We start from the raw sequence: 23,422 nt of genomic DNA, 5'->3' as shown, positions 1-23,422 counted from the left end.
CCGCCGGCGCGCGCCTGAGGCCCGGGGCGGTGCCGCCGGCGCTCAGTCCTGCACTCGAATGCCCAGCTGCACCGCCAGCACCGGGGCCAGGTCCAGCAGCTGGGACATGCTGATCACCGCCCCGGCCAGCCGGTCCACCCCGCGCGCGATCTCCAGTGCGGCGGCGCCCCGCAGGTCGACGTCCTTCATCGTCACCCCGTTGAAGTCCGCGCCCTTCAGGGTGCAGCCGTCGAACTCGACCCGCTCCAGAACCGCCTCCCCGAAGTCCGGCTCCACCAGGACGCAGCCCTCGAAGACCACGTCCCGCAGTCTGGCCCTGCGCAGGTTGAGGTAGTCGATCTTGCCGCCGCGGATCACCACCCGCTCCAGCACCGCGCCGTGCAGCTGGGTGCCGCCGAGGCGTGCGTCGACCACCTCGACGTCGCGCAGGGTGGCGTCGGCGAGGTCCGTGCCGACGCCCCTCGCCCCGGTGAGGACCGAGTCCAGCACCCGGGCGTGGCGCAGCACCGCCTCGTCGAGGGCGCAGCCCGTCAGCGCGCAGTCCATGAAGCGGGCGCCCGCCCCGTCCTGCCCCGCGAAGTCCGCCTCGCGGATCTCCAGCCCGTCGTAGTCCCCGTCCGGCTCCAGCTCACCGCCGGTCCAGGGCTCCAGCGGGGGCAGCCGCACCTCCGGCCGCCGCGCGCCCTTCACCCTGCCGCCGCCGGTCCCACCGGCACCTGTCCTCGCCATACCCCCCATCCTGCCCGCCGCCACTGACAACCCGTCCGGGATGTCGATCACCCGGGTGGGGTCACGGCCGTGCATGAATCGGCTCATGCGAATTCTCCGGGGACTCGGCGGCGGGGTGTGGGCGTACGTCCGCAGCGCCCCCGGCGCCTACGTGTGGCTGGCCATCCTCTTCGTGACGACCGTCGCGCTGCACCACATGTCACCGGCGTTCGAGCAGCAGTTCCTGCGGCAGCGGTCCACCAACATCCGGGAGCTGTCGGACAACCCGGTGCGGGTGCTGATCGCGAGCGCGATGTGGATCGACGGCGGGCACTGGGTTCCGTACGCCTTCCTCTACACCGTTTTCCACGCACCGGCGGAGCGCTGGCTGGGGACGGTGCGCTGGCTGGCGGTGTGCGTGGCCGCGCACGTGCTGGCCACCCTGATCAGCGAGGGCGCGCTGCTCAAGGGCATCCGCGACGGGATCGCCCCCTACTCCGCGGTCAACACCCTTGACATCGGCGTGAGTTACGCGCTCGCCGGGGTGATCGGGGTGCTCGCGTACCGGGTCGCGACGCCCTGGCGGTACGGGTACCTGACGGTCGTCCTGCTGGTCTACGGCCTGCCGCTGACCGAGTCGCCGACCTTCACCGATCTGGGACATTTCACCTCCGTACTGATCGGTCTCGCCTGCTATCCGCTGGTCAGAGGGCGCGGAAAAGCATGGAATCCGAAGGAGACACTGGCCGCCCTCAAGGGTTAACGTCCGGCCATGAGCAGCTCGTCGAGCAGTGTCGTGAACGGTGGCATCTCCTTCTGGTACGCGGACGACGGCCTCCCGGCGGTGCGGGAGCCGCTCGCCGGTGACACGTCGGCGGACGTGGTGATCGTGGGCGGCGGGTACACCGGCCTGTGGACCGCCTACTACCTGAAGAAGGCCGCCCCCTTCCTCCGCATCACCGTCCTGGAGCAGAAGTTCTGCGGCTACGGCGCCTCCGGCCGCAACGGCGGCTGGCTGTACAACGGCATCGCCGGCCGCGACCGGTACGCGGCCCTGCACGGTCGCGAGGCCGCCGTACGCCTCCAGAAGGCCATGAACGAGACCGTCGACGAGGTGCTCGCGGTCACCGCGGCCGAGGAGATCGACGCCGACCTGCACAAGGGCGGCGTGCTGGAGGTGGCCACCACCCCGGCCCAGCTGGCCCGCCTCAAGGCGTTCCACGAGCACGAGCTGTCGTACGGCGAGAAGGACCGCGAGCTGTACGGCGCCGGGGAGACCCGGGAGCGGATCCGCGTCGCCGACGCGGTGGGCGGCACCTGGACCCCGCACGGCGCCCGGCTGCACCCGGTGAAGCTGGTCAAGGGTCTGGCGGCCGCCGTGGAGGCGCTGGGCGTCGACATCCACGAGTCCACCCCGGTCACCGAGATCCGCCCCCGGCACGCCGTCACGCCCTACGGCACGGTCCGCGCCCCCTACATCCTGCGCTGCACCGAGGGCTTCACCGCGAACCTCAAGGGCCAGAAGCGCACCTGGCTGCCGATGAACTCCTCGATGATCGCCACCGAGCCGCTGACCGAGGAGCAGTGGGAGTCGGTGGGCTGGACGGGCCTGGAGACCCTCGGGGACATGGCGCACGCCTACATGTACGCCCAGCGCACGGCCGACGGCCGGATCGCGCTCGGCGGGCGCGGGGTGCCGTACCGCTTCGGGTCGCGGACGGACAACGACGGCCGGACGCAGGGGGCGACCGTCGAGGCGCTGCGGGAGATCCTCGTGCGCTTCTTCCCGGCGCTCGCCGGGGTCGGGATCGAGCACGCCTGGTCGGGTGTGCTCGGGGTGCCGCGCGACTGGTGCGCGACCGTCACCCTGGACCGGACGACGGGCCTGGGCTGGGCGGGCGGCTACGTCGGCTCCGGCGTCGCGACCACCAACCTGGCCGCCCGCACCCTCAGGGACCTCGTCCAGCTCGACTCCGGCCAGGGCGGCCGTACCGACCTCACCGAACTCCCCTGGGTGAACCACAAGGTGCGCAAGTGGGAGCCGGAGCCCTTCCGCTGGCTGGGGGTCCAGGGCATGTACGCCACCTACCGCGCCGCCGACCAGCGCGAACGGCTCCACCCGAGCGGCGAGTCCTCCCGCCTGGCCCGCATCGCGGACCGGGTGGCGGGGCGGCACTGACCACCGCACGGCCGCGCGGGCGCCGCTGGAAGGCCGTCGGCCCCTCCAGCGACGCCCGCGGGCCGCGGACCGGACCGGGACGGTTCAGGTGTCCCGGTCCGCCGGCAGCACCTAGCTGCAGGTCCGGTAGTCGTACCCGGCGATCCGGCCGTCGCCGTCGCCGTCGGTGAAGTGGTAGTAGCCGTCGCTGTCACGTGAGATGTCGAGCACGTGGGAGGTGCCGATGTAGTAGGCGACGGTTTCACCGCTCGTCGTGAAGCTGGAGTTCTCCAGCCACTTGCCCGCCGCGGTCCAGGTCTTCTCGCCCGCGGAGCCGTCGACCGGCGACACGCTGAACTTGGTCTGCCAGTCCTCGGTCGCGGACTTGGTGCCGCTCCCGAAGACGCCGTCGATGCCGGAGGCCGCGAGTTCGCCGTCGGCCCACAGGATCTTCTGCCACAGGCAGGTCGCGTTGGAGGACGCGTTGTGGGTGGTGTCGACGATTCCCTCGTTGTTCCAGTCGTCGGTGAAGACGCCGCCGCCGTACACGTAGGCCAGGCCGCTGTACGTGCCGCTCGCGGAAGCGGGGGTGGCGCTGATGGCGAGCACCGTGGCCGTGAGGGCGCCGATGGTGCTGGCAGCAACCTTGAATCTCTTCGAGGGCATGCGCTTTCCTCCTGCTCGGACGGTGGAGCATCGGATCCGGCCAAAAAGCCACTTGGCCTGGCGAAACCTTGGCATGCACCTGTAGCAGGGGACACACTCTTGCGCCTCTGTGCAAATGAGCAGCTCATCTGGGGGGAACAAGGTGCTCCGCATTCATTTCACCGAGGTGGACCTGGCGCGCGTCCGGGTCGCCACCGAACCGGACCCGATGTGGGAAGCGCTCTCCACCCTCCACCGGCTGCAATCACGCCACGGGCGCAGCCAGTTCGGCGACTGGCACCGGACGATACGCGCCAACCTGAGCGCCGCCGGGCTGACGAGGGCCGTGCGCGGTGTGCTGTTCGCCCTCTACCCGCTGGGCCCCTATCTGCCCGACTTCCTGACACCGCCGGAGTCCGAGGGCGGGCTGGACGCGGCCCTCGACGGCATCCTCCGGATGCCGCGGCGCGACCTGCGCGCCGAGTTACGGCTCCTCGACCGCGTCTCGCCGGTGCCGTCCTGGACGGCGAAGCTGGAACAGGGGCCCGAGCGGCGGGAGTTGACCGAGCTGATGCGCCGGTACCACGAGGTGGCCGTCGCCCCGTTCACGGAGCACATGGCCGGCGCGATCGCCGCGCACCGCGGTCTTCTCGCCCGCGCGGTGCTGGCCCGCGGGGTCGAGGGCATGCTGTCGAGCCTGGGGCCCCGGATGCGCTGGCACAGACCGGTCCTCGAAGTGGACTACCGGACCGACCGCGACCTGCATCTGCGGGGCCGCGGGATCAGGCTGGTGCCGACGTACTTCTCGTGGGGCACACCGGTCGCCCTCGCCGACGCCGACCTGCCTCCCGTGATCTCGTACCCGCTCAACTGCCCGCGGGTCTCCGAGGAAGCGCTCCCCAGGGAACGGATGCCGCTGGACGCGCTGCTGGGGAGCACCCGGGCGCGGGTCCTGCGGAGCATCGCCGACGGCCTGACCACCGGGGAGGTCGGACGGGTGGCGGGCATCTCGCTCTCCGCCGCCAGCCGCCACACCTCGGTGCTCCGCGACTCCGGCCTGACGACCAGCCGCCAGGTGGGCCAGACGGTCCTGCACACCCTGACCCCACTGGGCGCGGCACTCCTGCGCCGGACGGCACCGGGACCGGAACCGGAACCGGCGACACCCCAGCCGATCTCCCGGACCTGACAAGAGCCCCCTGTCGGATTCGAACCGACGACCTACGCATTACAAGTGCGTTGCTCTGGCCAGCTGAGCTAAGGAGGCCTGCACGGGCGCTCGGCGCCGATGTGCCTGTGCAGTGTACCCACGTCGCCGATGGGGCCCGTCGAAAATTTCCGCGAAGTTCACAGGCCTCCAGGTACTGACATACAGGGTGAACGCCAGGTACCGTCCAGAACCAGTTCACTCCCGTGGACTACACCACCACCTTCCTACAACGGATCGTCCGGCACGTTCCTGCCGGTAGAAGGGGGCCTCTGAGCCATGGCCACTGTCACGTTCGACAAGGCGACCCGGATCTACCCGGGCTCCACCAAGCCCGCCGTAGACGGCCTCGACATCGCGATCGAGGACGGCGAGTTCCTCGTCCTCGTCGGCCCGTCGGGTTGCGGCAAGTCCACCTCGCTCCGGATGCTCGCGGGCCTGGAGGACGTCAACGGCGGCGCCATCCGCATCGGCGACCGCGACGTCACGCACCTGCCGCCCAAGGACCGGGACATCGCCATGGTGTTCCAGAACTACGCGCTCTACCCGCACATGACCGTCGCCGACAACATGGGCTTCGCGCTCAAGATCGCCGGCGTCAACAAGGCGGAGATCCGGCAGAAGGTCGAGGAGGCCGCGAAGATCCTCGACCTCACCGACTACCTGGACCGCAAGCCGAAGGCGCTCTCCGGCGGTCAGCGCCAGCGTGTCGCGATGGGCCGTGCCATCGTGCGTGAGCCGCAGGTCTTCCTCATGGACGAGCCGCTGTCCAACCTGGACGCCAAGCTCCGCGTCTCCACCCGTACGCAGATCGCGTCGCTCCAGCGCCGTCTCGGCATCACCACCGTCTACGTCACCCACGACCAGGTCGAGGCCATGACGATGGGCGACCGCGTCGCGGTCCTCAAGGACGGTCTGCTCCAGCAGGTCGACTCGCCGCGCAACATGTACGACCGCCCGGCCAACCTCTTCGTCGCCGGCTTCATCGGCTCCCCCGCCATGAACCTGGTCGAGGTCCCGATCACCGACGGCGGCGTGAAGTTCGGCAACAGCGTCGTCCCGGTCAACCGCGAGGCGCTCAAGGCCGCCGCGGACAAGGGCGACCGCACGGTGACCGTCGGCGTCCGCCCCGAGCACTTCGACGTCGTCGAGCACAACGGCGAGGCCGCCTCCGCGCTCTCCAAGGACAGCGAGGACGCCCCGGCCGGTCTCGCGGTCTCCGTGAACGTCGTCGAGGAGCTCGGCGCCGACGGCTACGTCTACGGCAGCGCCAAGGTCGGCGACGACCTCAAGGACCTGGTCGTCCGCGTCAGCGGCCGCGCGGTCCCGGACAAGGGCGCCACGCTGCACGTCGTGCCGCGGCCGGGCGAGACCCACGTGTTCTCGACCTCCACGGGCGAGCGCCTCTCCGACTGAGTCACCATCAACCGGAGAAACCTCCGGCCAGGGTGAACTTGCCCCGATTGACGGAAAGGGCCCCGCAGCCTGCTGCGGGGCCCTTTCCGTTGCTCCGATCCATCCCGGCGAACGGGTGGTTTTCGAGCAGTGTCCGTCAACGCCGTACCCGAAAAACGGCACTTCCCCATCCCCCGAACCGGTGACTAAATGTCGCCAAATCATTACCGCACGCTACCCTCACACGCGTGAAGCACTCCACCACCCCACAGACGCGACGCGACCACCGGGGCGGTCCCGCCCGCCGGATCGGCCGCACGCTCGCCTTCGTCCTGCCCGTCGTCCTGGTGCTCTCCGGGACCCTCGCCGTCACCCGCGTGAACTGGACGGGAAGCCCGCGGAGCTCGGTGCTCACCGCGACCGACGTGACCGACGCGCACGTCTCCACGAAGGCCGCGGCCAAGGCCCCGCAGGACGTGCTGCGCGAACAGCTGATGACCGAGCTCCAGGACCACAACCCGGGCCAGGTCCTCACCCACCTCCAGCAGGCGGTCAACGGCCACCCGTCGCTCGCCGAGCACTGCACGTCCATCGCCCGCGCCCTGGGCCGCGCCGCGGTGCGCATCTACGGCGCCTCACGCGCCCAGTCCTACGCCCGCCCGGTCTGCGACACCTCGTTCGCCTCGGGCGTGCTCGCGGCACACAGCTGAACGCGGGTGGTAAGCGGGTAACAGGTCCTTAAGGACCTCCCGGCGGCAGGAAACCGCCGCCGGGGCGCGACGTACAGTTCGGGCATGACCCATCCGAGCGACGCGCTGCGCCCCACTCAAGCCGTGGTCCTGGCCGGTGGCCAGGGCTCACGGCTGCGCCCGTACACCGACGACCGGCCCAAGCCGATGGTCGAGATCCCCGGTACGGGCACGCCCATCATCGGCCACCAGTTGACCTGGCTCGCCGAGGAGGGCGTCACGGACGTGGTGGTCTCCTGCGGCCATCTCGCCGACGTCCTGCAGAAGTGGCTGGCGACGGCGGACCTGCCGCTCTCCGTCACCACGGTGGTGGAGCACGAGCCGCTCGGCCGCGGCGGCGGCCTCAAGTACGCGGCCGCGCGCCTGCCTCGCCCCGGGCTGCCCTGGTACGCCACGAACGGCGACATCTGGACGCGGTTCTCGCTGCGTGACATGGCCGACTTCCACACCGAGCGGGACGCGGTGGCGACGCTGGCGCTCGCGCGGCCGCGGATTCCCTGGGGCGCGGTGAAGACGGACGGCTTCGGCCACATCACCGACTTCATCGAGGCACCGCCGTCGACGTTCGAGATCAACGCCGGTGTGTACGTCTTCTCCCCCGAGTTCGCCGATCTGCTCCCGGAGCGGGGCGACCACGAGCGGACCACGTTCCCGCACCTGGCGCGCAGCCGGCGGCTGGCCGGGTTCCCGATCCCGCAGGGCGCCTACTGGCGGGCGATCGACACGGCGAAGGACCTGACGGAGGCGGCGAAGGAACTGGCGACGCTGGGCCGGTAGGCCGAGGGGGCCGTAAGCCGCTGGGCCCGTAGGCCGCCGACCCCGTGGGCCGCTGAGCCCATAGGCCGCCGAGCCCATAAGCCGCCGACCCCGTAGGCCGCTGAGCCCGTAAGCCGCCGGGTGGTGCCGGACGTTCGTCGGGGCGGGCCTTGTATACGTCCGGAAGCCCCGTACCTCTCGTGGTACGGGGCTTCCGGTCTGTCTCCGCTCGGCTAGCCCAGCAGGCCGCCCACCAGGCCCGGCTGCCCGGAGGAGGTGGAGCTGCCGCCGGTGCTGCTGCTGCCCGTGCCGGCGCCGGTGCCCGTACCGCCCGTCGAGGACGTGCCGCCGGTGGCGGTGCCGCCCGAGGTCGGGCCCGCCGTCGTCGGCGCGGGAGCCGTGTGCCGGGGCGGGGCCTGGCCCGTGGTGCCCTGGGTCTGGCTCGGGGTCGTGGTGGTGGTGTCCGTGCTGCGGGTCGCGCCCGGGGTGGTCGCGGCGCGCGAGGGGCTCGCCGAGGCACCCCCGGAGGGCGGCGCGGAGGCGGACGGCGTCTGCTGCTGCCGGCGCTCGGTCGGCTCACCGGGGAGCGGGGCGCCGGGGAGGTTGTTGCGCGGGGCCTCGCCGGGGCCGGGGACGACCACGCGGCTGGAGTCGCGGACCGCGCCGCCCAGCAGCGAGCCGATGAGCAGGGTCAGGCCGATGGTGACGGCCGTGATCAGGGCGCCGCGGCGGAGCACGAAGAGGCGCAGGTCCCAGATGTCGGAGTGCGGGCCCAGCCGCCGCCAGGCACTGCCCGCGAGGCGGCCGTCGACGGAGTAGACGGGGGCGCCGGCGATGATCAGCGGGGACCAGGCGGCGAGGTAGATGATGTCGGGCGCGTCGTACGCGGGGACGGTCTTCCAGCTGACGGTGACGATGAGCGCGGCGGAGAGCAGCGCGCCGACGACCGCGGCCACCCGCTGCCAGCAGCCGAGGATGGTCAGGACACCGACGATCACCTGGAAGAAGGCGATGACCAGGCCCGAGCCGACCGGGTGCTGGAGGGCGAACTGGCGCAGCGGCTCGGCCACCTCCCAGGGGTGCAGCGTGTTGAGCCAGGTGACCATGGAGCCGCGCTTGCCGCCGTCGAAGTAGACGGGGTCGCACAGCTTGCCCATGCCGGCGTAGCAGGAGATGAAGCCGAGGAAGATCCGGAGCGGGAGGAGCACCACACCGAGGTTCATCCGGCGGCCGGGGTAGTAGGCGTGCCGGGCCGGGTCGCCGTCGCGCCGGGCCGACGCCCGCCCCTCGTACTCCTCGTACCGGTCGTCCTCGTACCGGTCGTCGTCGTAGCCGGTGCCGTCGTGGGACGGACCGTCGTAGGACGGGTCGCCGTAGTCCGGCTCGTCGTACGCGCCGCCGACCGGCCGCGTGTGCGGCAGGAGCCGGGTCTCGCCCGAGGCGGGGTCGCGCGGGTGGCCGAGGACCGGCGTCTCGACGGTCTGGTCGAAGTCGCCGTAGCCGTCGCCGACGCGCGGGATGACCTGGGTCGCCCCGGCCGGCTCGCCGGGTTCCTCGGCGTGCCGGACGACACCGCCCCGGACCGCCTGGAGCAGCCGGTGCGCGCCGGTGTCGTCGGGCGCGGACCTGCCGCTCCAGACGACCGGCCGGCGGCGGCCCGCGGCCGGGATGCGCGCGGCGTCCTCGGCGGCGCTCGAATGCCGTGCGAGCCGGGAGGACTGGCCACGCCGCGTCGACGCGGCCAGCTGCACGCGGAAACTCGCGTGGTTGACGATGACCTGCGCCGGATCGCTCGGCACCTTCACCATGCTCAGCGCGGGAGCGTCGTCGAGCCCGGAGGCGAATCCGGAGCTGAATCCCGACGAGCGGCCCCCCGTGGGTGTGCGGGGTGTTCTGGTGTCCACACTCATCTAACCGAGTGACGTGGAGTTAGGACACTGCTTTGACCGGCCGGATGTGTCCGGACCCCGTCAAAGATGTCCAGGACGCCGGAATTACCCCGCACAGGTGAGGTTACGGACGGTTGTTCACCCCGGTCGGCGCGCCGCCTCGTACAGCCTCAGTCCCGCTGCCGTGCCGCCTCGTAGAGCACGACGCCCGCCGCCACACCCGCGTTGAGGGACTCGGCGCCGCCCGGCATCGGGATGCGGACGCGGAAGTCGCAGGTCTCGCCGACCAGCCGGGACAGGCCCTTGCCCTCGCTGCCGACGACGATGACGACGGGCCCGCCGAGCGCCTCCAGGTCACCGATCTCGTGCTCGCCGTCGGCGGCGAGGCCGACGATCACGATCCCGGCCTTCTTGTACGCCTCCAGGGCCCGGGTCAGGTTCGTGGCGCGGGCGACGGGCGTACGGGCCGCCGTACCGGCCGACGTCTTCCAGGCACCGGCGGTCATGCCGGCCGCGCGACGCTCGGGCACGACCACGCCGTGACCGCCGAAGGCGGAGACGGAGCGGACGACGGCGCCCAGGTTGCGCGGGTCGGTGACCCCGTCCAGGGCGACGATCAGCGGGTCCTCGCCCTCGTCGTAGGCCGCTTGGGCCAGGTCCTCGGGGTGCGCGTACTCGTACGGCGGGACCTGGAGGACCAGGCCCTGGTGGTTGAGCCCGTTCGTCATACGGTCCAGCTCGGGGCGCGGGGCCTCCATGAGGTGGATGCCGCCGCGCTCGGCGGCGAGCTGGAGGGCCTCGCGGACGCGCTCGTCGTTGTCGATGAACTGCTGGACGTAGAGGGTCGAGGCCGGCACGCCCTCGCGCAGCGCCTCGACCACCGGGTTGCGGCCGACGACCATCTCGGACGTGCCCTTGCCGCCCCGGCCGCGCACCACCGGACGGCGCTGGGTCTGCTTGGCCTTGGCGGTGGCGATGCGGTTCTTCTTGTGTCCCTTGCGCATCTCGGCGGGCGGGGTCGGGCCCTTGCCCTCCAGGCCCCGGCGCCGCTGGCCGCCACTGCCGACCTGCGCGCCCTTCTTGCCGGACATGCGGCGGTTGTTGGCTGCCATGGTTACCCGTCTCCGTGAGCGTCGTTTCGTACGTGCGTCTTATGCAGTGTGCCGCCCGGGGAGCCGGGCGGCACAATTGATCTTCTGATCCGGGGCGGCTAGGCCTTGATGGTCCAGCGCGGGCCCGAGGGGCTGTCCTCGATCGCGAGACCGGACTGGTTCAGCTGGTCGCGGATGGCGTCGGCGGTCGTCCAGTCCTTGCGGGCCCGGGCGGCCTCGCGCTGGTCGAGGACGAGCCGGACCAGGCTGTCGACCACGCCGTGCAGGTCCTCGCCCTTCTCGGCATCGCCGGCCCAGTGCGGGGCGAGCGGGTCCAGGCCGAGGACGCCGAGCATGGCGCGGACCTCGGCGAGGCGGGCCACCGCGGCTTCCTTGTCGTCGGCCGCGAGGGCGCTGTTGCCCTGCCGGACGGTGGTGTGCACGACGGCCAGCGCCTGCGGGACGCCCAGGTCGTCGTCCATCGCCTCGGCGAAGGCCGGCGGGACCTCGGGCGAGGGCTCGACGGTGCCCCCGGCCAGCTCCACCACGCGCTGCGCGAAGCCCTCGATCCGCGCGAACGCCGACTCGGCCTCGCGCAGCGACTCCTCGCTGTACTCGATCATCGAGCGGTAGTGCGGGGTGCCCAGGTAGTAGCGGAGCACGATCGGGCGCCACTGCCTGACCATCTCGGAGACGAGGACCGAGTTCCCGAGGGACTTCGACATCTTCTCGCCGCTCATGGTGACCCAGGCGTTGTGCACCCAGTACCGGGCGAAGTCGTCGCCGAACCCCTTGGCCTGGGCGATCTCGTTCTCGTGGTGCGGGAAGATCAGGTCGAGGCCGCCGCCGTGGATGTCGAAGGCCTCGCCGAGGTACTTGTGGGCCATCGCCGAGCACTCCAGGTGCCAGCCGGGACGGCCGCGGCCCCACGGCGTCTCCCAGCTCGGCTCGCCCGGCTTGACGGCCTTCCAGAGCGCGAAGTCGCGCTGGTCCCGCTTCCCGGTCTCGCCCTCGCCCTCGGGCTGGCGGAGGTTGTCCAGCTCCTGGTTGGAGAGCTGGAGGTAGTCCGGGTAGGAGCGCACGTCGAAGTAGACGTTGCCGTCGGCCTCGTAGGCGTGACCGCGCTCGATCAGCCCGCGCATCATCTCGATCATCTCCGGTACGTGCCCGGTCGCGCGGGGCTCGTACGTCGGCGGGAGGCAGCCGAGCGCGCTGTAGCCGTCGTTGAACGCGCGCTCGTTCTCGTAGCCGATCGACCACCAGGGGCGGCCCTGGTCGGCGGACTTGGCGATGATCTTGTCGTCGATGTCCGTGACGTTCCGGATGAACGTCACGTCGTAGCCGCGGTACTCGAACCAGCGGCGCATGATGTCGAAGTTCAGGCCGGACCGGATGTGGCCGATGTGCGGTGCCGCCTGCACGGTGGCACCACAGAGGTAGATCGAGACGCAGCCCGGCGCGAGCGGGGCGAAGTCACGGATCTGCCGGGCGTTGGTGTCGTACAGGCGAATCGTCACGGGACCTAGGGTAGTGGGCCGACGGAGGTGTGCGGCACCGGATGTGAAGCACCGTTGCCGGGGGCGGGTGCGCGCGAGCCGGTCGCGTGGTTCCCCGCGCCCCCACGGGAATCCGCTCAGGACGTTTTGACGACCAGTGCCGTCGCCACCGCCATGAGCCCTTCCCCTCTGCCGGGGAAGCCCAGTCCGTCCGTCGTCGCGCCGGAGACGGAAACCGGGGCACCGGCGGCATCCGAAAGGACCTTCTCCGCCTCCTCCCGCCGCTTGCCGATCTTCGGGCGCGGTCCCACGACCTGTACGGCGATGTTCCCGATCAGGAATCCGGCGTCGCGGACGATACGGGCCGCCTCCGTCAGCAGGGTCACCCCGGACGCGCCCGACCACTGGGGCCGCCCCGTGCCGAAGTGCTGCCCGAGGTCGCCCAGCCCGGCGGCCGAGAACAGCGCGTTGCAGGCCGCGTGGGCGACGACGTCCGCGTCGGAGTGGCCGGCCAGGCCCGGCCCCTCGCCGTCCCACTTCAGGCCGGCGCACCACAGCTCGCGGCCCTCCTCGAAGGCGTGGATGTCCGTGCCGACGCCGACCCGCGGGAGCGGGGGCCGCTCCACCGGAGGCGGTGACTGCTGCTCCGCCTGGGGCAGGGACTGCTCAGAAGCCATCGTTGAGCCTCCTTCGGGCCAGGACCGCCTCGGCGAGGACCAGGTCGAGGGGGCGGGTCACCTTGAAGGCCTCCTCGTGGCCGGGGACGACCACGACCCGCTCGCCGAGCTGCTCGACCATGCTGGCGTCGTCGGTGACGTTGTCGGTCACCGTCCCGTGGGCGCGGACCAGGGTCGTACGGTCGAACCCCTGGGGGGTCTGCACGGCGCGCAGCCGGGCGCGCTCCGGGGTGGACAGGACCGGCTCGGGGTCGCCGGGCACGGCGGCCGGCTCGACCTCCTTGACCGTGTCGGCGAGCGGGAGGGCCGGAACCACGCCCGGGGCGCCCTCGCGGACCGCCTGGATCACGGCGTCGACGGTGTCGACGGGGACCAGGGGCCGGGCGGCGTCGTGGACCAGGACGATGTCGTAGTCCGGGGGCAGCGCGTCCAGGCCCAGCCGGACGGACTCCTGGCGGGAGTCGCCGCCCGGGACGACGACGAAGTCGGTGCGCTCGGGAAGGGCGTGCGCGTCGAGGAGGGACCTGACCTCGGCGGAGCCGTCGGGCGGGGCCACGACGACGACCAGGGAGACCGCGCGGGAGGCGGCCATGGCGCGCACCGCGTGGATCAGCATGGGCGTTCCGTTCAGCGCGCGCAGCGCCTTGGGGGCGCCCGGACCGAGCCGTACGCCCCGGCCGGCGGCGGGGATCACGACCGCCGTGCGGGGCGCGGTCCGCGGTGCGGTAACCGGTGCGGTACCCGGTGCCGTACGTGCTTGCGTACCTGGTTCCGGACTCGGTTCCGTCCGCGAAGGACGCGAATCGTCAGACATCGGTTCCTGTCAGGTTTGTGTGCGGGCCTGGCGTGGGTATGGCCTGGGAAGTGCCGGGCGCGACGCCTTGACCGGACCCTTCCGTGACACTGGTCGAGCCAGCAGCCCGGGCCCGGCACGCCTAGTATCGGGGGTTTCCGCCGAGGTGCGTGCGGGGTACGCGTGAGTGCCGGGTACGCGTGGTTGCGGGTACGAACATGCCGCAGCGCCCGGCGACAGTTGCTGTGTCATCGGGCACCGCGGCATTCGATGTGCGGAGTATCGGTGTTGTGCTGCGCCTAGTCGTGCTGCGTGTGACTGCTGTGCTGCGTGGGTAGGCGACTGTTCCGCGTCAGGACGCGAGGACCTCGTCGAGCAGGGCCTCGGCCTTGTCCTCGTTCGTGTTCTCCGCGAGGGCGAGCTCGCTCACCAGGATCTGGCGGGCCTTGGCGAGCATGCGCTTCTCTCCGGCGGAGAGTCCGCGCTCGCGCTCACGACGCCACAGGTCACGCACGACTTCCGCGACCTTGATGACATCGCCGGAGGCGAGCTTCTCCAGGTTTGCCTTGTAACGACGGGACCAGTTCGTGGGCTCCTCGGCGTACGGTGCGCGCAGCACCTCGAAGACCCGGTCCAGCCCGTCCTGACCGACCACATCACGCACGCCGACGAACTCCGCATTGTCCGCTGGCACACGTACCGTCAGGTCACCCTGGGCGACCTTCAGCACCAAGTAGGTCTTGTCCACGCCTTTGATCTGGCGAGTTTCGATGGCCTCGATCAGCGCGGCCCCGTGATGGGGATAGACCACGGTGTCGCCAACCTTGAACGTCATGTGACAGGTACCCCTTCCGTGGCTATCCAGGGTAACACGGAAACCGACGGTTCTGAATGGCGTTTTCGCAGGTCAGGGCATATCTCAGGGCTTGACAACAGCGACAGGAACGTGCTTCGCGGGCCGTCCGGAAGCAGGTATTCGCAGGTCGGAGCGGCTCTCCGGGCGAGGTGAAACGCGCACGTTACACGCATCCGGATGGTCTCCCAAGTGGACGAACGTCCCCAAATGTCCGCTTCCAAGCGTACGGCTTCCGCTACTCCGTTCGGCTGCCGGGGCCGGATCCGAGAGCGGATCCGAGACGTTTCCGGAATTGATCACAGCCATCCGACCGAGCGGTACGTGATCCATTTCCCGGCGGTTCCCCGGCGCTCGCGCATTCCTTCACGGAAATTTTGCGCGCGGCGTTGCGAGCGAGTTATCCGAATGCCCGACGAGCGCCGCCGCAAAGTGACCGAAGAGTCACTTGTGGGCCTCCGAGGTACCCGCTGCCGGAGGGAAGCGAGTGGCTTGGGGAGGGTCGGGTGCGGCTGCGCGGGAACGGCTCGGTAACCTAAGGCCGCTGACAGACACTTAGGGCGGCTTTATAGGGAGACGCCCGTGCGTTCAAGGAGTAGCCGCCGCCGTGAGCAGCAGCCTTCGACGCGGCGCCCTCGCCGCCTCCGCCATCGTCTTCTCCATCGCCTCGCTCGCCGCGTGCGGTGCCGGCAACTCCTCCCAGACGCTGGAGGTCACGCCGGACAACGCGGAGACGAGCGTCGGTGCCATCAAGGTCCAGAACGCGACCGTGATCACTCAGCCCGACCTCACGTCGACCGGCCCGGCCGTCGTCTCCGCGACGATCTTCAACACCGGCACCACGCCCGAGACGCTCCAGTCGATCGTCGTCGCCGGCACCAACAAGACGGCCGAGCTGCACGCCACCAAGTCGCAGCCGCTGACCATCCAGGCCGGCGGCCGGCTGATCCTCGGCGGCACGGGCAACGCGTCCGCCGTGCTCGGCAGCAGCCGTGAGGCGATCCAGGACGGCAACGCCCAGAAGATCACGTTCACCTTCAGCAAGACCGGTGACGTGAGCCTGCGCGCGTTCGTCGTCCCGGCCGAGAGCTACTTCACGGGCTGGGGCCCGAGCTCGGTCCCGACCGCCGCCGCCTCTGCCTCCGAGTCGGCCACCGGTTCCCCGGCCGCGGGCGCCACGGCGAGCGAGAGCGCCAAGACGGGCAAGAACAAGACCTCCGAGTCCGCCTCGGCCACCCCGACCGACTCGGCCTCGGAATCGACGAACGCGGGCTGACCGGTCACCGGCACGGACACGCGAAGGGCGGCTCCCCCGAGGGGGGCCGCCCTTCGTCGTACGACGACCGACACCGACACCGACGCCGACGCCGCACACCGGTCACCGCACACCCGCCTCGCACACCGGTCAACCGCGCCGCAAGCCGCAAGTCGGCCGTTGGCGGCGAGGGGTTCGGAGGGGTGCGCGGCGAGGGGTGGCCGGGGGGGTGGTCTACGGCTCGAACTTGTAGCCGAGGCCGCGGACCGTGACCAGGTAGCGCGGGGCGCCCGGGTCCGGCTCGATCTTCGCGCGGAGGCGCTTGACGTGCACGTCGAGGGTCTTGGTGTCACCGACGTAGTCGGCGCCCCAGACCCGGTCGATGAGCTGCATGCGGGTGAGGACGCGGCCCGCGTTGCGCAGCAGCATCTCCAGGAGGTCGAACTCCTTGAGGGGGAGGTCGACCTTGGAGCCGGAGACGGTGACCACGTGGCGGTCGACGTCCATGCGGACCGGGCCGGCCTCCAGCGCGGCCGGGGTGACCTCCTCCGGCTCGCCCCGGCGGCGGAGCACCGCGCGGATGCGGGCCACCAGCTCACGGGAGGAGAAGGGCTTGGTGACGTAGTCGTCGGCTCCTATTTCGAGACCGACGACCTTGTCGATCTCGCTGTCCTTGGCCGTCACCATGATGACGGGCACGTTGGAGCGGCCGCGCAGCTGGCGGCAGACCTCGGTGCCGGGCAGCCCCGGCAGCATCAGGTCGAGGAGGACGAGGTCGGCGCCGTTGCGCTCGAACTCGTCGAGTCCGTCGGGGCCCGTGGCCGCCACAGCGACCTCGAAGCCCTCCTTGCGGAGCATGTACGACAGGGCGTCGGAGAAGGACTCCTCGTCCTCGACGACAAGCACTCGGGTCACGGAAGGACCTCCGGGGCGGGAAGCGGTTCGTACGGGGATGACTCGGTGGCACCGGCCTCGTCGTCGAGGTCGGGGTCGGGGTGCTGCGACGCGCGGTCGCGTACCGCGCCCGCCTCCGGCAGCCTGAGGGTGAACGTGGAGCCCTGGTTCTCGGCGCTCCACACCGTGACCTCCCCGCCGTGCGAGGCGGCCACGTGCTTGACGATGGCGAGGCCGAGACCGGTGCCACCGGTGGCCCGGGAACGGGCCGGGTCGACGCGGTAGAAGCGCTCGAAGATGCGCTCCTTGTCCTTGTCGGTGATGCCGATGCCCTGGTCGGTCACGGCGAGTTCGATCATGTCGCCGCCGGGCGCGCTGACCCGGCGGGCGGCTATCCCGACCCGGGTGCGGGCCGGGGAGTAGTTGACGGCGTTCTCGACCAGGTTGCCGAGGGCGGCGGCCAGCTGGCCGCGGTTGCCCCAGACGTGCAGGTCGGCGGTGCCGCCGGCGGCCATGGTGATCTGCTTGGTACCGGCCTGGTGGCGGCACCGGTCGATCGCCTCGGCGACGAGTTCGTCCACCCGGACGGGCTCGGCGTCCTCCAGCGGATCGTCGTTCTGCACTCTCGACAGGTCGATCAGCTCCTGGACCAGGTTGGTCAGGCGCGTGGCCTCGATCTGCATGCGACCGGCGAAGCGCTGCACGGCCTCCGGATCGTCCGAGGCGTCCATGACGGCCTCGGAGAGGAGGGAGAGTGCGCCGACCGGGGTCTTGAGCTCATGGCTCACGTTCGCCACGAAATCACGTCGGACCGCCTCGATGCGGCGGGCCTCGGTGAGGTCCTCGACGAGCAGCAGCACGAGCCGGGAACCCAGGGGCGCCACCCGGGCGGAGACCGCGAGGGCCTCACCGCGTCCGGTGCCGCGCCGTGGCAGGTCCAGCTCGACCTGGCGTATCTCGCCGTCGCGCCGGGTGTCCCGGGCCATCCCGAGCATCGGCTCGACGGCGAGCTTGCCTCCGCGCACGAGTCCGAGGGCGTACGCGGCCGAGCTCGCCTTGACGACGGCGTCGGCCTCGTCGAGGACGACCGCGGAGGAGCGCAGCACGCTCAGTACGGTGTCCACGCCCGGGGGCAGCACGGGATCGGTGTGCAGAGAAGTCCTGGTCGGTCGCTTCTGGTCGCGTTCGCTCCAGCGGAACGCCAGCATGGCGATGACACCGGTGAGTACCCCGGCGATCGCTGCCGCTGCGGCGACCGCCGCGTTCACGTCCATGCAAACAGGTTAAGCAGGGGGTACGACATCCCCACAGTCGTCGAGGTGTCAGCTCGAACACTCGTCGCCCAGAGTTCACCTTGGAGCCAGTATTGGTTCATTTGGGGAGGCAGAAACGGTCGCGTTGAGACCCGAACGTGGGAGCGTGGGGTTCGAAGCGCTGGTTTCGGCCACGGGCCCCGACCCCGGAAGGCCCCGAAACCCCCGAAGCGCCTTAAACACACGTACGAGAGGGAACCCTGATGCGGGACGCGTACCACGAGGAACTCGACTCGATCGGCGACAGCCTTGTCGACATGGCCCGGCTGGTCGGCTCGGCGATCGGGCGCGCCACGACGGCGATCCTCGACGGCGACCTGAAGCTTGCCGAGAGCGTCATCGAGAACGACAAGAAGGTCGACGAGCTCCACCACGACCTGGAGGCGCGGGCCATAGCCCTGCTCGCCCGCCAGCAGCCGGTCGCCACCGACCTGCGGATCGTCGTCACCTCGCTGCGGATGTCCGCCGACCTGGAGCGCTCCGGCGACCTCGCCCAGCACGTGGCGAAGCAGGCCCGGCTCCGCTTCCCGGACCGCGTGATCCCGCGCGACCTGGAGGCGACCATCCTGGAGATGGGCCAGCTCGCCCAGCGGCTGATGGCCAAGGCCGCCGAGGTCATCGTCACCAAGGACGTCGACCTCGCGATGCAGCTGGAGCAGGACGACGACGAGATGGACCTGCTGCACCGCACCCTCTTCCAGCACCTGCTGGACGACCGCTGGCAGCACGGCATCGAGACCGCCGTCGACGTGACCCTGCTCGGCCGCTACTACGAGCGGTACGCCGACCACGCGGTCGCCGTCGCCAAGCGCGTCGTCTTCCTGGTCACGGGCGAGCACGCGGACGAGCTCCAGCCCGACATCCAGCCAGTGACGGGCGCCGAGGGGGCGTAGCTCCTGGTCGGTCGGGGCTCGCGGAGTGCGGGTCGGGCGCGCGAGCGCCACTGTGCGCCGTTGATGCGCCCGGTGAAACGGGCATGGAATGGGCAAAGGCACCACGCCCTGCTTCCAGGGCACCACGCCCTGTTCTCAGGGCACCTAGGGACCTCCGGGAGGGATCCATGGCCGAATCCCCCAGCACCACGCCCGACCCCACGCAAGAGCGCGAAACCGACCAGCCCGCCGAGATCAAGAACCTCCTGGTCATCGGCGCGTGCGGGTGCGGCTCGGGCTGCGGCTGCGGCTGCCAGTCGGGCAGCCCCTGCCAGTGCGGCTGAGCGACCACCTCTGAGTACGCCCGAGGGCCCTCGACTCCGGTCGGGGGCCCTTCGCACGCGCGGCGCGACGCGGACGGGCGCAGCATGGAGTGAGGGCGCAGGGGGAGACACAGGAGGTTGCCGTCATGCCCCAGTTCATGGACATCCACCACGGGATGCAGGGCCTCACCGCCGAGCAGCTGAAGGAGGCGCACGAGGCCGACCTCGCCAACGAGAAGGCCGAGGGCGTCCACTTCGAACGCGCCTGGGCCGACCCGGCCTCCGGCGAGGTCTACTGCCTCTCCGACGCGCCCTCGGCCGACGCGGTCCGCCGCGTCCACGAACGCGCGGGTCACCCGCCGGACGAGATCCATCCCATACCGCTGTCGGTCTGGTGACCCGGACCTGGTTCCTGAACCTGAACCCTGATCCGGGCCGCCGGACTAACCGGGCAGACCGGGCAGACCGTCGAGCCAGTCGATCAGGAGCCGGTTGACGTCGTCCGGGCGCTCCTGCTGGATCCAGTGCCCGCAGCCGTCGAGGAGGTGGGAGGAGACGAGGCCGGGGAGGGTGACCGGGAACGCCTCGATGGCGTCGGCGAGCCAGGTCGTGGAGGCGTCGAGGCTGCCGCCGGCGAACAGGGAGGGCTGGGTGACGGGGGCGCCGTCGTACGCGGCGAGGTCCTCCCAGTCGCGGTCCATGTTCCGGTACCGGTTGAGCGCCCCGGTCAGCCCGGTGCGTTCGAACTCCGCCGCGTACACGTCGAGATCCGCCTCGTCGAGCCAGGCGGGCAGCGGACCGCCGGGGAACCGGTCCCGCAGCGCTCCTCCCCTGCTCACGAAGTAAGGGTCTGAAGCGCCGACGGCCCCGGGGTCGGGGTCGGCCACGGACTCGGGGTCGGCCACGGACTCGGGGTCGGCCGCGGGCTTGGTGTCCCCGGACAGCGCGGTGAAGAAGCCCGCGAGCCAGCCTCGTACATCGGGCTCGATCTCGGCCTCGGCCCGCCCCGGCTCCTGGAAGTAGGAGACGTAGAACTCCTCCTCCCCGCCCGCGCCCGCCATCCCGGCGAGGACGTCGCTCGGCCGGGGCCCGCCCCGCGGACTGTACGGAACGCTCAGCAGCCCCACGGCCCGGAACACCTCCGGCCGCAGCAGCGCGGAGTTCGCGGCGATGGCCGCACCCCAGTCGTGCCCGACGACGACCGCGGACTCCTCCCCCAGCGCCCGCACGACGGAGACGTTGTCCTCTACGAGCTCGACCATCCGGTACGCCTCCGGCGCGGCAGGCCCGGACGACCGCCCGTACCCGCGCACGTCGACGGCGACGGCCCGGTACCCGGCCGCGGCGAGCGCGGGCAGCTGACGCCGCCACGAGTACCACCCCTCGGGGAACCCGTGCACCAGCAGCACGAGCGGCCCGCTCCCCTCCTCGACCAGATGAACCCGCCCGCCGCCCGCGCACACGACCCGATGCTGCGCCGCCATAACCCCTCAGCCTCCTCCGGAACCGCCGGTCCGCCATCGCCCCACTGCCACCGATGATGCGAAGCCCCGCTCCCGAGGACCGAGCCGTTTTGCCGATTCGGCAAGCAACACCGAGACCGCCCGCGAGACCGACCGCCCACCGACCGCCCACCGGCCATCCGGCCATCCGGCCATCCGGCCATCCGGCCATCCGGCCGAGCCGCCCCCTGCCTCCTGTCGGCCGTCGGACGGAAACGGCTCCCCCGTCCGAGCGGCCGGCCTTCCCTCCCCCCACCGGTCACCCGTCGGCGAGGGAATCTCACCACCACTTCCCCCCAGACACGGCGCCGCGCCTTCGGTGCCGGGAGCACTCTGCGGATCCGGGACTTCCGAAGGAGCCACCCAGCCATGTTCAGCCGTAAGTCTTCCGCGCTCGTCGCCCAGGCCATGTGCGCCGCCGCCCTCGCGACGGTCGTCGCCTCTGCCACGCCCGCCGCGGCGCAGACCGACGTCCCGTGCAGTGCGGGTGCGCTGTCCGCCGCCATCACCGCCGCCAACACCGCGGGGGGCGGCAGCCTGGTCCTGGCGCCCGGCTGCACGTACAGACTCACCACAGCGCTGCCGTCCATCGACCGCACGATCTCGATCGACGCCCGGCACGCCACCATCACCCGCGTGGCCACGACCTCCTTCGGCATCCTGTCCGTCAGCACGACCGGCAACCTGAGGATCACGGACGTCACGATCACCAACGGCGACGCGCCGGACTTCGGCGGCGGCATCGCCAACCACGGCACGCTGACCGTGATCAACAGCGCCATCCGCGGCAACCACGCCAACTTCTCGGGCGGAATCGGCGGCGGCTCCAACAGCACCACCCAGATCACGGGCACCGGCATCATGAACAACACCGCCAACATCAACGGCGGCGGTGTCGCCAACGACGGAACGATGACCATCTCCAGGAGCCGCGTCATCGGCAACACGGCGGGCGTCAACGGAGGCGGCGCGGCGAACGACGGAACCCTGCGCATCCTCGACTCCAACGTCAACGAGAACAACGCGGGCCGGGCCGGGGGCGTCGCCAACTTCGGCGGCGGCACGACGACCATCCAGTCCAGCAACGTCAACAACAACTGGGCCGCCAACGCTCCCGGCGGCGTCCTGAACGCCGGCGGCAGCGTCGTCCTGATCTCCTCCCGGGTCAACGGCAACCAGCCCACCAACTGCACCGGCAGCGACATCCCCGTCCCCAACTGCACCAACTGACCCACCAGCCCCCAACGAGCCCCTCCCCCACAGAGCAACCACGGGCGAGGGGCTCAAGGCATGCCCAGGGGCGCCCCAGCCCCGGGCATGCCTTCACCGACAACGGCGACCCTCGATCGGGCAACTCGTCGCATGGGCGCAAAAGAAGGAATTTCGAGTTGTCGCGATCGCCCGCGGGGGCGCGCGCCTGGGGGCGCGCGATGTCACCGAACGCGCCGCTGACAATCAGACCGGGCCATCGGTATCGTCGCGATCCGGAAATCGACATACCGGCACCGAACATCGGTTCACCGAATCCCACAGTCCACAGCCCACATGGAAGTGCACATGAACATAAACGCCGACGACGAACTCCGCAGTCTCGACCAGGCGCTGGGCAAGTTGACCACGATCCTGGACCGATTACCCGATGCCGTCGGCGTCGCCGTGCGGACGGAAATCTCCCACTTGCTGGCCATGCTCGAAGACAGACGTCACCCCCGGGTGATGATGGTGGGCCGCCGTGGAGCCGGAAAGTCGCAGTTGACGAACGCCCTGTTCAGCTCCCCGGTGCGTGAGACAGGAGCGGTCAAGGCGCAGACCGGAAAAGCGAGATGGGAAATATGCGACATCTCCGGTCGGCAGATCGAGATCCTGGACACACGCGGCGTTCAGGAAGGGTCCACGCCGGTCGAGGAGGATCCGGAGAAGACCGCGGAGGAATCACTCCTGGCCGCCATCCGGACCAAGTGCCCGGACGTCATCCTGTTCCTCGTCAAGGCGACAGAGGTCGATGCGGCGATCGCCGGCGACTTGTCCGCACTGGAACTCGTTCACCGCGAGGCCCTGCGCGTTCACGAGACAGCCGTGCGGATCATCCCTGTCCTCACCCACTGCGACGCACTGCACCCCGCGGATGTACGGTTTCCACCGCACGACAGCGAGGACGCGGAAAAGGCCGCCAACGTGAGGGAGGCCTCCCAGATCCTGACCCGCCACCTCAAGGAGAGCGAATATCTTTCGCAGTACGTATCCTGCGCCGTGGTTCCCACATCGGCACTGGTGTTTTTCATGGGCTCAGAGGTCAATCCCCGCCGAGACTACCGCTGGAACATCGACACGCTGGCACTGAGAATGCAAGAGATTCTGCCCGATGAGACCCAGCTGAGTTTTGTACGGCTGGCCCAGTTCCGGGTCGTACAGAAGCGGGCCGCCCGGACGGTCGTGACAACCGTGGCAGGGGCCAGCGGAATCATCGGTCTACAGCCGATCCCTTTCGCCGACTTCCCATTCATCACCGGACTTCAGGTGCTGATGATCATCGTGATCGCCTACATCGCCGGCCACGACATCTCCCTGTCCTCGGCTCGACAACTACTGACGGGACTCGGGGTCAATATCGGTGCCGGACTGGGATTTCGAGAGATGGCCAGAGCGGTGGTGAAACTGGTACCGGGAGCAGGTAACGCAGCTTCCGGAGCCATCGCCGCGGCCGGAACAAAAGCGATCGGCGAAGCAGCCGTGACCTACTTCATCGACAAGCAGCCGCTGAGCGCCGCGAAAAAGCGCTTCGAATCCGGTGCTTGAGCAACCACGAAAACGCCCCCGAACCACGCCGTGCGCGCAGACCGGGGGCG

General features: G+C 70.6%; 23 protein-coding genes and 1 tRNA gene. 12 read left to right on the top strand and 12 right to left on the bottom strand.

Going from position 1 to position 23,422, the window contains the following annotated elements:
• Positions 1 to 42 precede the first annotated feature (42 nt).
• Positions 43 to 729 carry a pentapeptide repeat-containing protein gene (locus ACZ619_RS36195; protein ID WP_469608305.1) on the bottom strand — a complete coding sequence of 229 codons (687 nt, stop codon included), beginning with the start codon at positions 727 to 729 and terminating at the stop codon, positions 43 to 45.
• 85 nt (positions 730 to 814) lie between these two features.
• Between ACZ619_RS36195 and ACZ619_RS36190 the strand changes: the two genes are divergently transcribed.
• Complete coding sequence (locus ACZ619_RS36190) at positions 815 to 1,471, top strand: rhomboid-like protein (RefSeq protein ID WP_469608302.1); 657 nt, start codon at positions 815 to 817, stop codon at positions 1,469 to 1,471.
• Between the two features lie 9 nt (positions 1,472 to 1,480).
• Positions 1,481 to 2,887, top strand: coding sequence for an NAD(P)/FAD-dependent oxidoreductase (locus ACZ619_RS36185; RefSeq protein ID WP_469608300.1), 1,407 nt, complete (start codon positions 1,481 to 1,483; stop codon positions 2,885 to 2,887).
• Positions 2,888 to 2,998: 111 nt separating this feature from the next.
• On the opposite strand, the gene ACZ619_RS36180 is transcribed toward ACZ619_RS36185, so the two are convergent.
• Positions 2,999 to 3,532 (bottom strand): peptidoglycan-binding domain-containing protein, encoded by a 534-nt coding sequence (locus tag ACZ619_RS36180; protein WP_469608297.1) that lies wholly within the window; start codon positions 3,530 to 3,532, stop codon positions 2,999 to 3,001.
• Positions 3,533 to 3,647: 115 nt separating this feature from the next.
• Here ACZ619_RS36180 and ACZ619_RS36175 point away from each other — a divergent pair, with 115 nt between their 5' ends.
• The gene (locus ACZ619_RS36175; protein ID WP_469608295.1) at positions 3,648 to 4,700 is read left to right on the top strand and encodes an ArsR/SmtB family transcription factor; all 1,053 of its coding nucleotides are present in this window, start codon (positions 3,648 to 3,650) and stop codon (positions 4,698 to 4,700) included.
• Between the two features lie 4 nt (positions 4,701 to 4,704).
• Here ACZ619_RS36175 and ACZ619_RS36170 read toward each other — a convergent pair.
• Positions 4,705 to 4,778, bottom strand: a tRNA-Thr gene (locus tag ACZ619_RS36170).
• Positions 4,779 to 4,997: 219 nt separating this feature from the next.
• Here ACZ619_RS36170 and ACZ619_RS36165 point away from each other — a divergent pair.
• The 3 genes from ACZ619_RS36165 (at position 4,998) to ACZ619_RS36155 (ending at position 7,639) form a co-directional block, all read left to right on the top strand.
• On the top strand, positions 4,998 to 6,134 hold the full coding sequence (locus ACZ619_RS36165) for an ABC transporter ATP-binding protein (RefSeq protein ID WP_469608293.1): 1,137 nt from the start codon (positions 4,998 to 5,000) through the stop codon (positions 6,132 to 6,134).
• 227 nt (positions 6,135 to 6,361) lie between these two features.
• A complete protein-coding gene (locus tag ACZ619_RS36160) occupies positions 6,362 to 6,823 on the top strand; it encodes a hypothetical protein (protein ID WP_469608291.1) in 462 nt (153 codons plus the stop codon).
• Positions 6,824 to 6,907: 84 nt separating this feature from the next.
• Entirely contained in the window at positions 6,908 to 7,639 is a 732-nt protein-coding gene (locus ACZ619_RS36155) for a nucleotidyltransferase family protein (protein WP_469608289.1), read from the top strand.
• Between the two features lie 212 nt (positions 7,640 to 7,851).
• On the opposite strand, the gene ACZ619_RS36150 is transcribed toward ACZ619_RS36155, so the two are convergent.
• The 6 genes from ACZ619_RS36150 to ACZ619_RS36125 all read right to left on the bottom strand — a co-directional run bounded on the left by ACZ619_RS36150 (position 7,852) and on the right by ACZ619_RS36125 (position 14,399).
• A complete protein-coding gene (locus ACZ619_RS36150; protein ID WP_469608287.1) occupies positions 7,852 to 9,528 on the bottom strand; it encodes a DoxX family protein in 1,677 nt (558 codons plus the stop codon).
• A gap of 149 nt (positions 9,529 to 9,677) precedes the next feature.
• A complete protein-coding gene (rlmB, locus tag ACZ619_RS36145) occupies positions 9,678 to 10,619 on the bottom strand; it encodes a 23S rRNA (guanosine(2251)-2'-O)-methyltransferase RlmB (protein ID WP_469608284.1) in 942 nt (313 codons plus the stop codon).
• Between the two features lie 98 nt (positions 10,620 to 10,717).
• Positions 10,718 to 12,115 carry a cysteine--tRNA ligase gene (gene cysS / locus ACZ619_RS36140; protein ID WP_469608282.1) on the bottom strand — a complete coding sequence of 466 codons (1,398 nt, stop codon included), beginning with the start codon at positions 12,113 to 12,115 and terminating at the stop codon, positions 10,718 to 10,720.
• 116 nt (positions 12,116 to 12,231) lie between these two features.
• A complete protein-coding gene (gene ispF / locus ACZ619_RS36135; RefSeq protein ID WP_469608279.1) occupies positions 12,232 to 12,771 on the bottom strand; it encodes a 2-C-methyl-D-erythritol 2,4-cyclodiphosphate synthase in 540 nt (179 codons plus the stop codon).
• Positions 12,761 to 13,585 carry a 2-C-methyl-D-erythritol 4-phosphate cytidylyltransferase gene (ispD, locus tag ACZ619_RS36130; RefSeq protein ID WP_469608278.1) on the bottom strand — a complete coding sequence of 275 codons (825 nt, stop codon included), beginning with the start codon at positions 13,583 to 13,585 and terminating at the stop codon, positions 12,761 to 12,763. Before ispD ends, ispF begins: the two co-directional genes overlap by 11 nt.
• 331 nt (positions 13,586 to 13,916) lie before the next feature.
• Positions 13,917 to 14,399, bottom strand: coding sequence for a CarD family transcriptional regulator (locus tag ACZ619_RS36125; RefSeq protein WP_003953493.1), 483 nt, complete (start codon positions 14,397 to 14,399; stop codon positions 13,917 to 13,919).
• Between the two features lie 625 nt (positions 14,400 to 15,024).
• Here ACZ619_RS36125 and ACZ619_RS36120 point away from each other — a divergent pair.
• Positions 15,025 to 15,693, top strand: coding sequence for a copper chaperone PCu(A)C domain-containing protein (locus ACZ619_RS36120; protein WP_469608276.1), 669 nt, complete (start codon positions 15,025 to 15,027; stop codon positions 15,691 to 15,693).
• Between the two features lie 213 nt (positions 15,694 to 15,906).
• Here ACZ619_RS36120 and phoP read toward each other — a convergent pair whose 3' ends face one another.
• Together phoP and phoR are read right to left on the bottom strand one after the other, a co-directional pair.
• Positions 15,907 to 16,578 (bottom strand): two-component system response regulator PhoP, encoded by a 672-nt coding sequence (phoP, locus tag ACZ619_RS36115; RefSeq protein WP_018568744.1) that lies wholly within the window; start codon positions 16,576 to 16,578, stop codon positions 15,907 to 15,909.
• A 5-nt stretch (positions 16,579 to 16,583) separates the two neighbouring features.
• Positions 16,584 to 17,840: a two-component system sensor histidine kinase PhoR gene (gene phoR, locus ACZ619_RS36110; protein ID WP_469608274.1), complete on the bottom strand. Its 1,257-nt coding sequence runs from the start codon at positions 17,838 to 17,840 to the stop codon at positions 16,584 to 16,586.
• Between the two features lie 242 nt (positions 17,841 to 18,082).
• Here phoR and phoU point away from each other — a divergent pair, with 242 nt between their 5' ends.
• The 3 genes from phoU to ACZ619_RS36095 all read left to right on the top strand — a co-directional run bounded on the left by phoU (position 18,083) and on the right by ACZ619_RS36095 (position 19,472).
• Positions 18,083 to 18,772, top strand: coding sequence for a phosphate signaling complex protein PhoU (gene phoU / locus ACZ619_RS36105; protein ID WP_469608272.1), 690 nt, complete (start codon positions 18,083 to 18,085; stop codon positions 18,770 to 18,772).
• Between the two features lie 167 nt (positions 18,773 to 18,939).
• The gene (locus ACZ619_RS36100) at positions 18,940 to 19,095 is read left to right on the top strand and encodes a hypothetical protein (protein ID WP_167391710.1); all 156 of its coding nucleotides are present in this window, start codon (positions 18,940 to 18,942) and stop codon (positions 19,093 to 19,095) included.
• Positions 19,096 to 19,220: 125 nt separating this feature from the next.
• On the top strand, positions 19,221 to 19,472 hold the full coding sequence (locus ACZ619_RS36095) for an SCO4226 family nickel-binding protein (protein WP_469608269.1): 252 nt from the start codon (positions 19,221 to 19,223) through the stop codon (positions 19,470 to 19,472).
• A gap of 45 nt (positions 19,473 to 19,517) precedes the next feature.
• Here ACZ619_RS36095 and ACZ619_RS36090 read toward each other — a convergent pair whose 3' ends face one another.
• Positions 19,518 to 20,558, bottom strand: coding sequence for an alpha/beta fold hydrolase (locus ACZ619_RS36090; RefSeq protein WP_469608267.1), 1,041 nt, complete (start codon positions 20,556 to 20,558; stop codon positions 19,518 to 19,520).
• Positions 20,559 to 20,945: 387 nt separating this feature from the next.
• Here ACZ619_RS36090 and ACZ619_RS36085 point away from each other — a divergent pair, with 387 nt between their 5' ends.
• Both ACZ619_RS36085 and ACZ619_RS36080 read left to right on the top strand, forming a co-directional pair.
• Entirely contained in the window at positions 20,946 to 21,806 is an 861-nt protein-coding gene (locus tag ACZ619_RS36085; RefSeq protein ID WP_469608265.1) for a hypothetical protein, read from the top strand.
• Between the two features lie 327 nt (positions 21,807 to 22,133).
• Positions 22,134 to 23,372 (top strand): GTPase family protein, encoded by a 1,239-nt coding sequence (locus ACZ619_RS36080; RefSeq protein WP_469608263.1) that lies wholly within the window; start codon positions 22,134 to 22,136, stop codon positions 23,370 to 23,372.
• Positions 23,373 to 23,422: the final 50 nt, after the last annotated feature.

The sequence above is a fragment of the Streptomyces sp. NPDC104367 genome (assembly GCF_055583825.1).
This window is presented reverse-complemented; position numbering and strand designations above follow the sequence as displayed.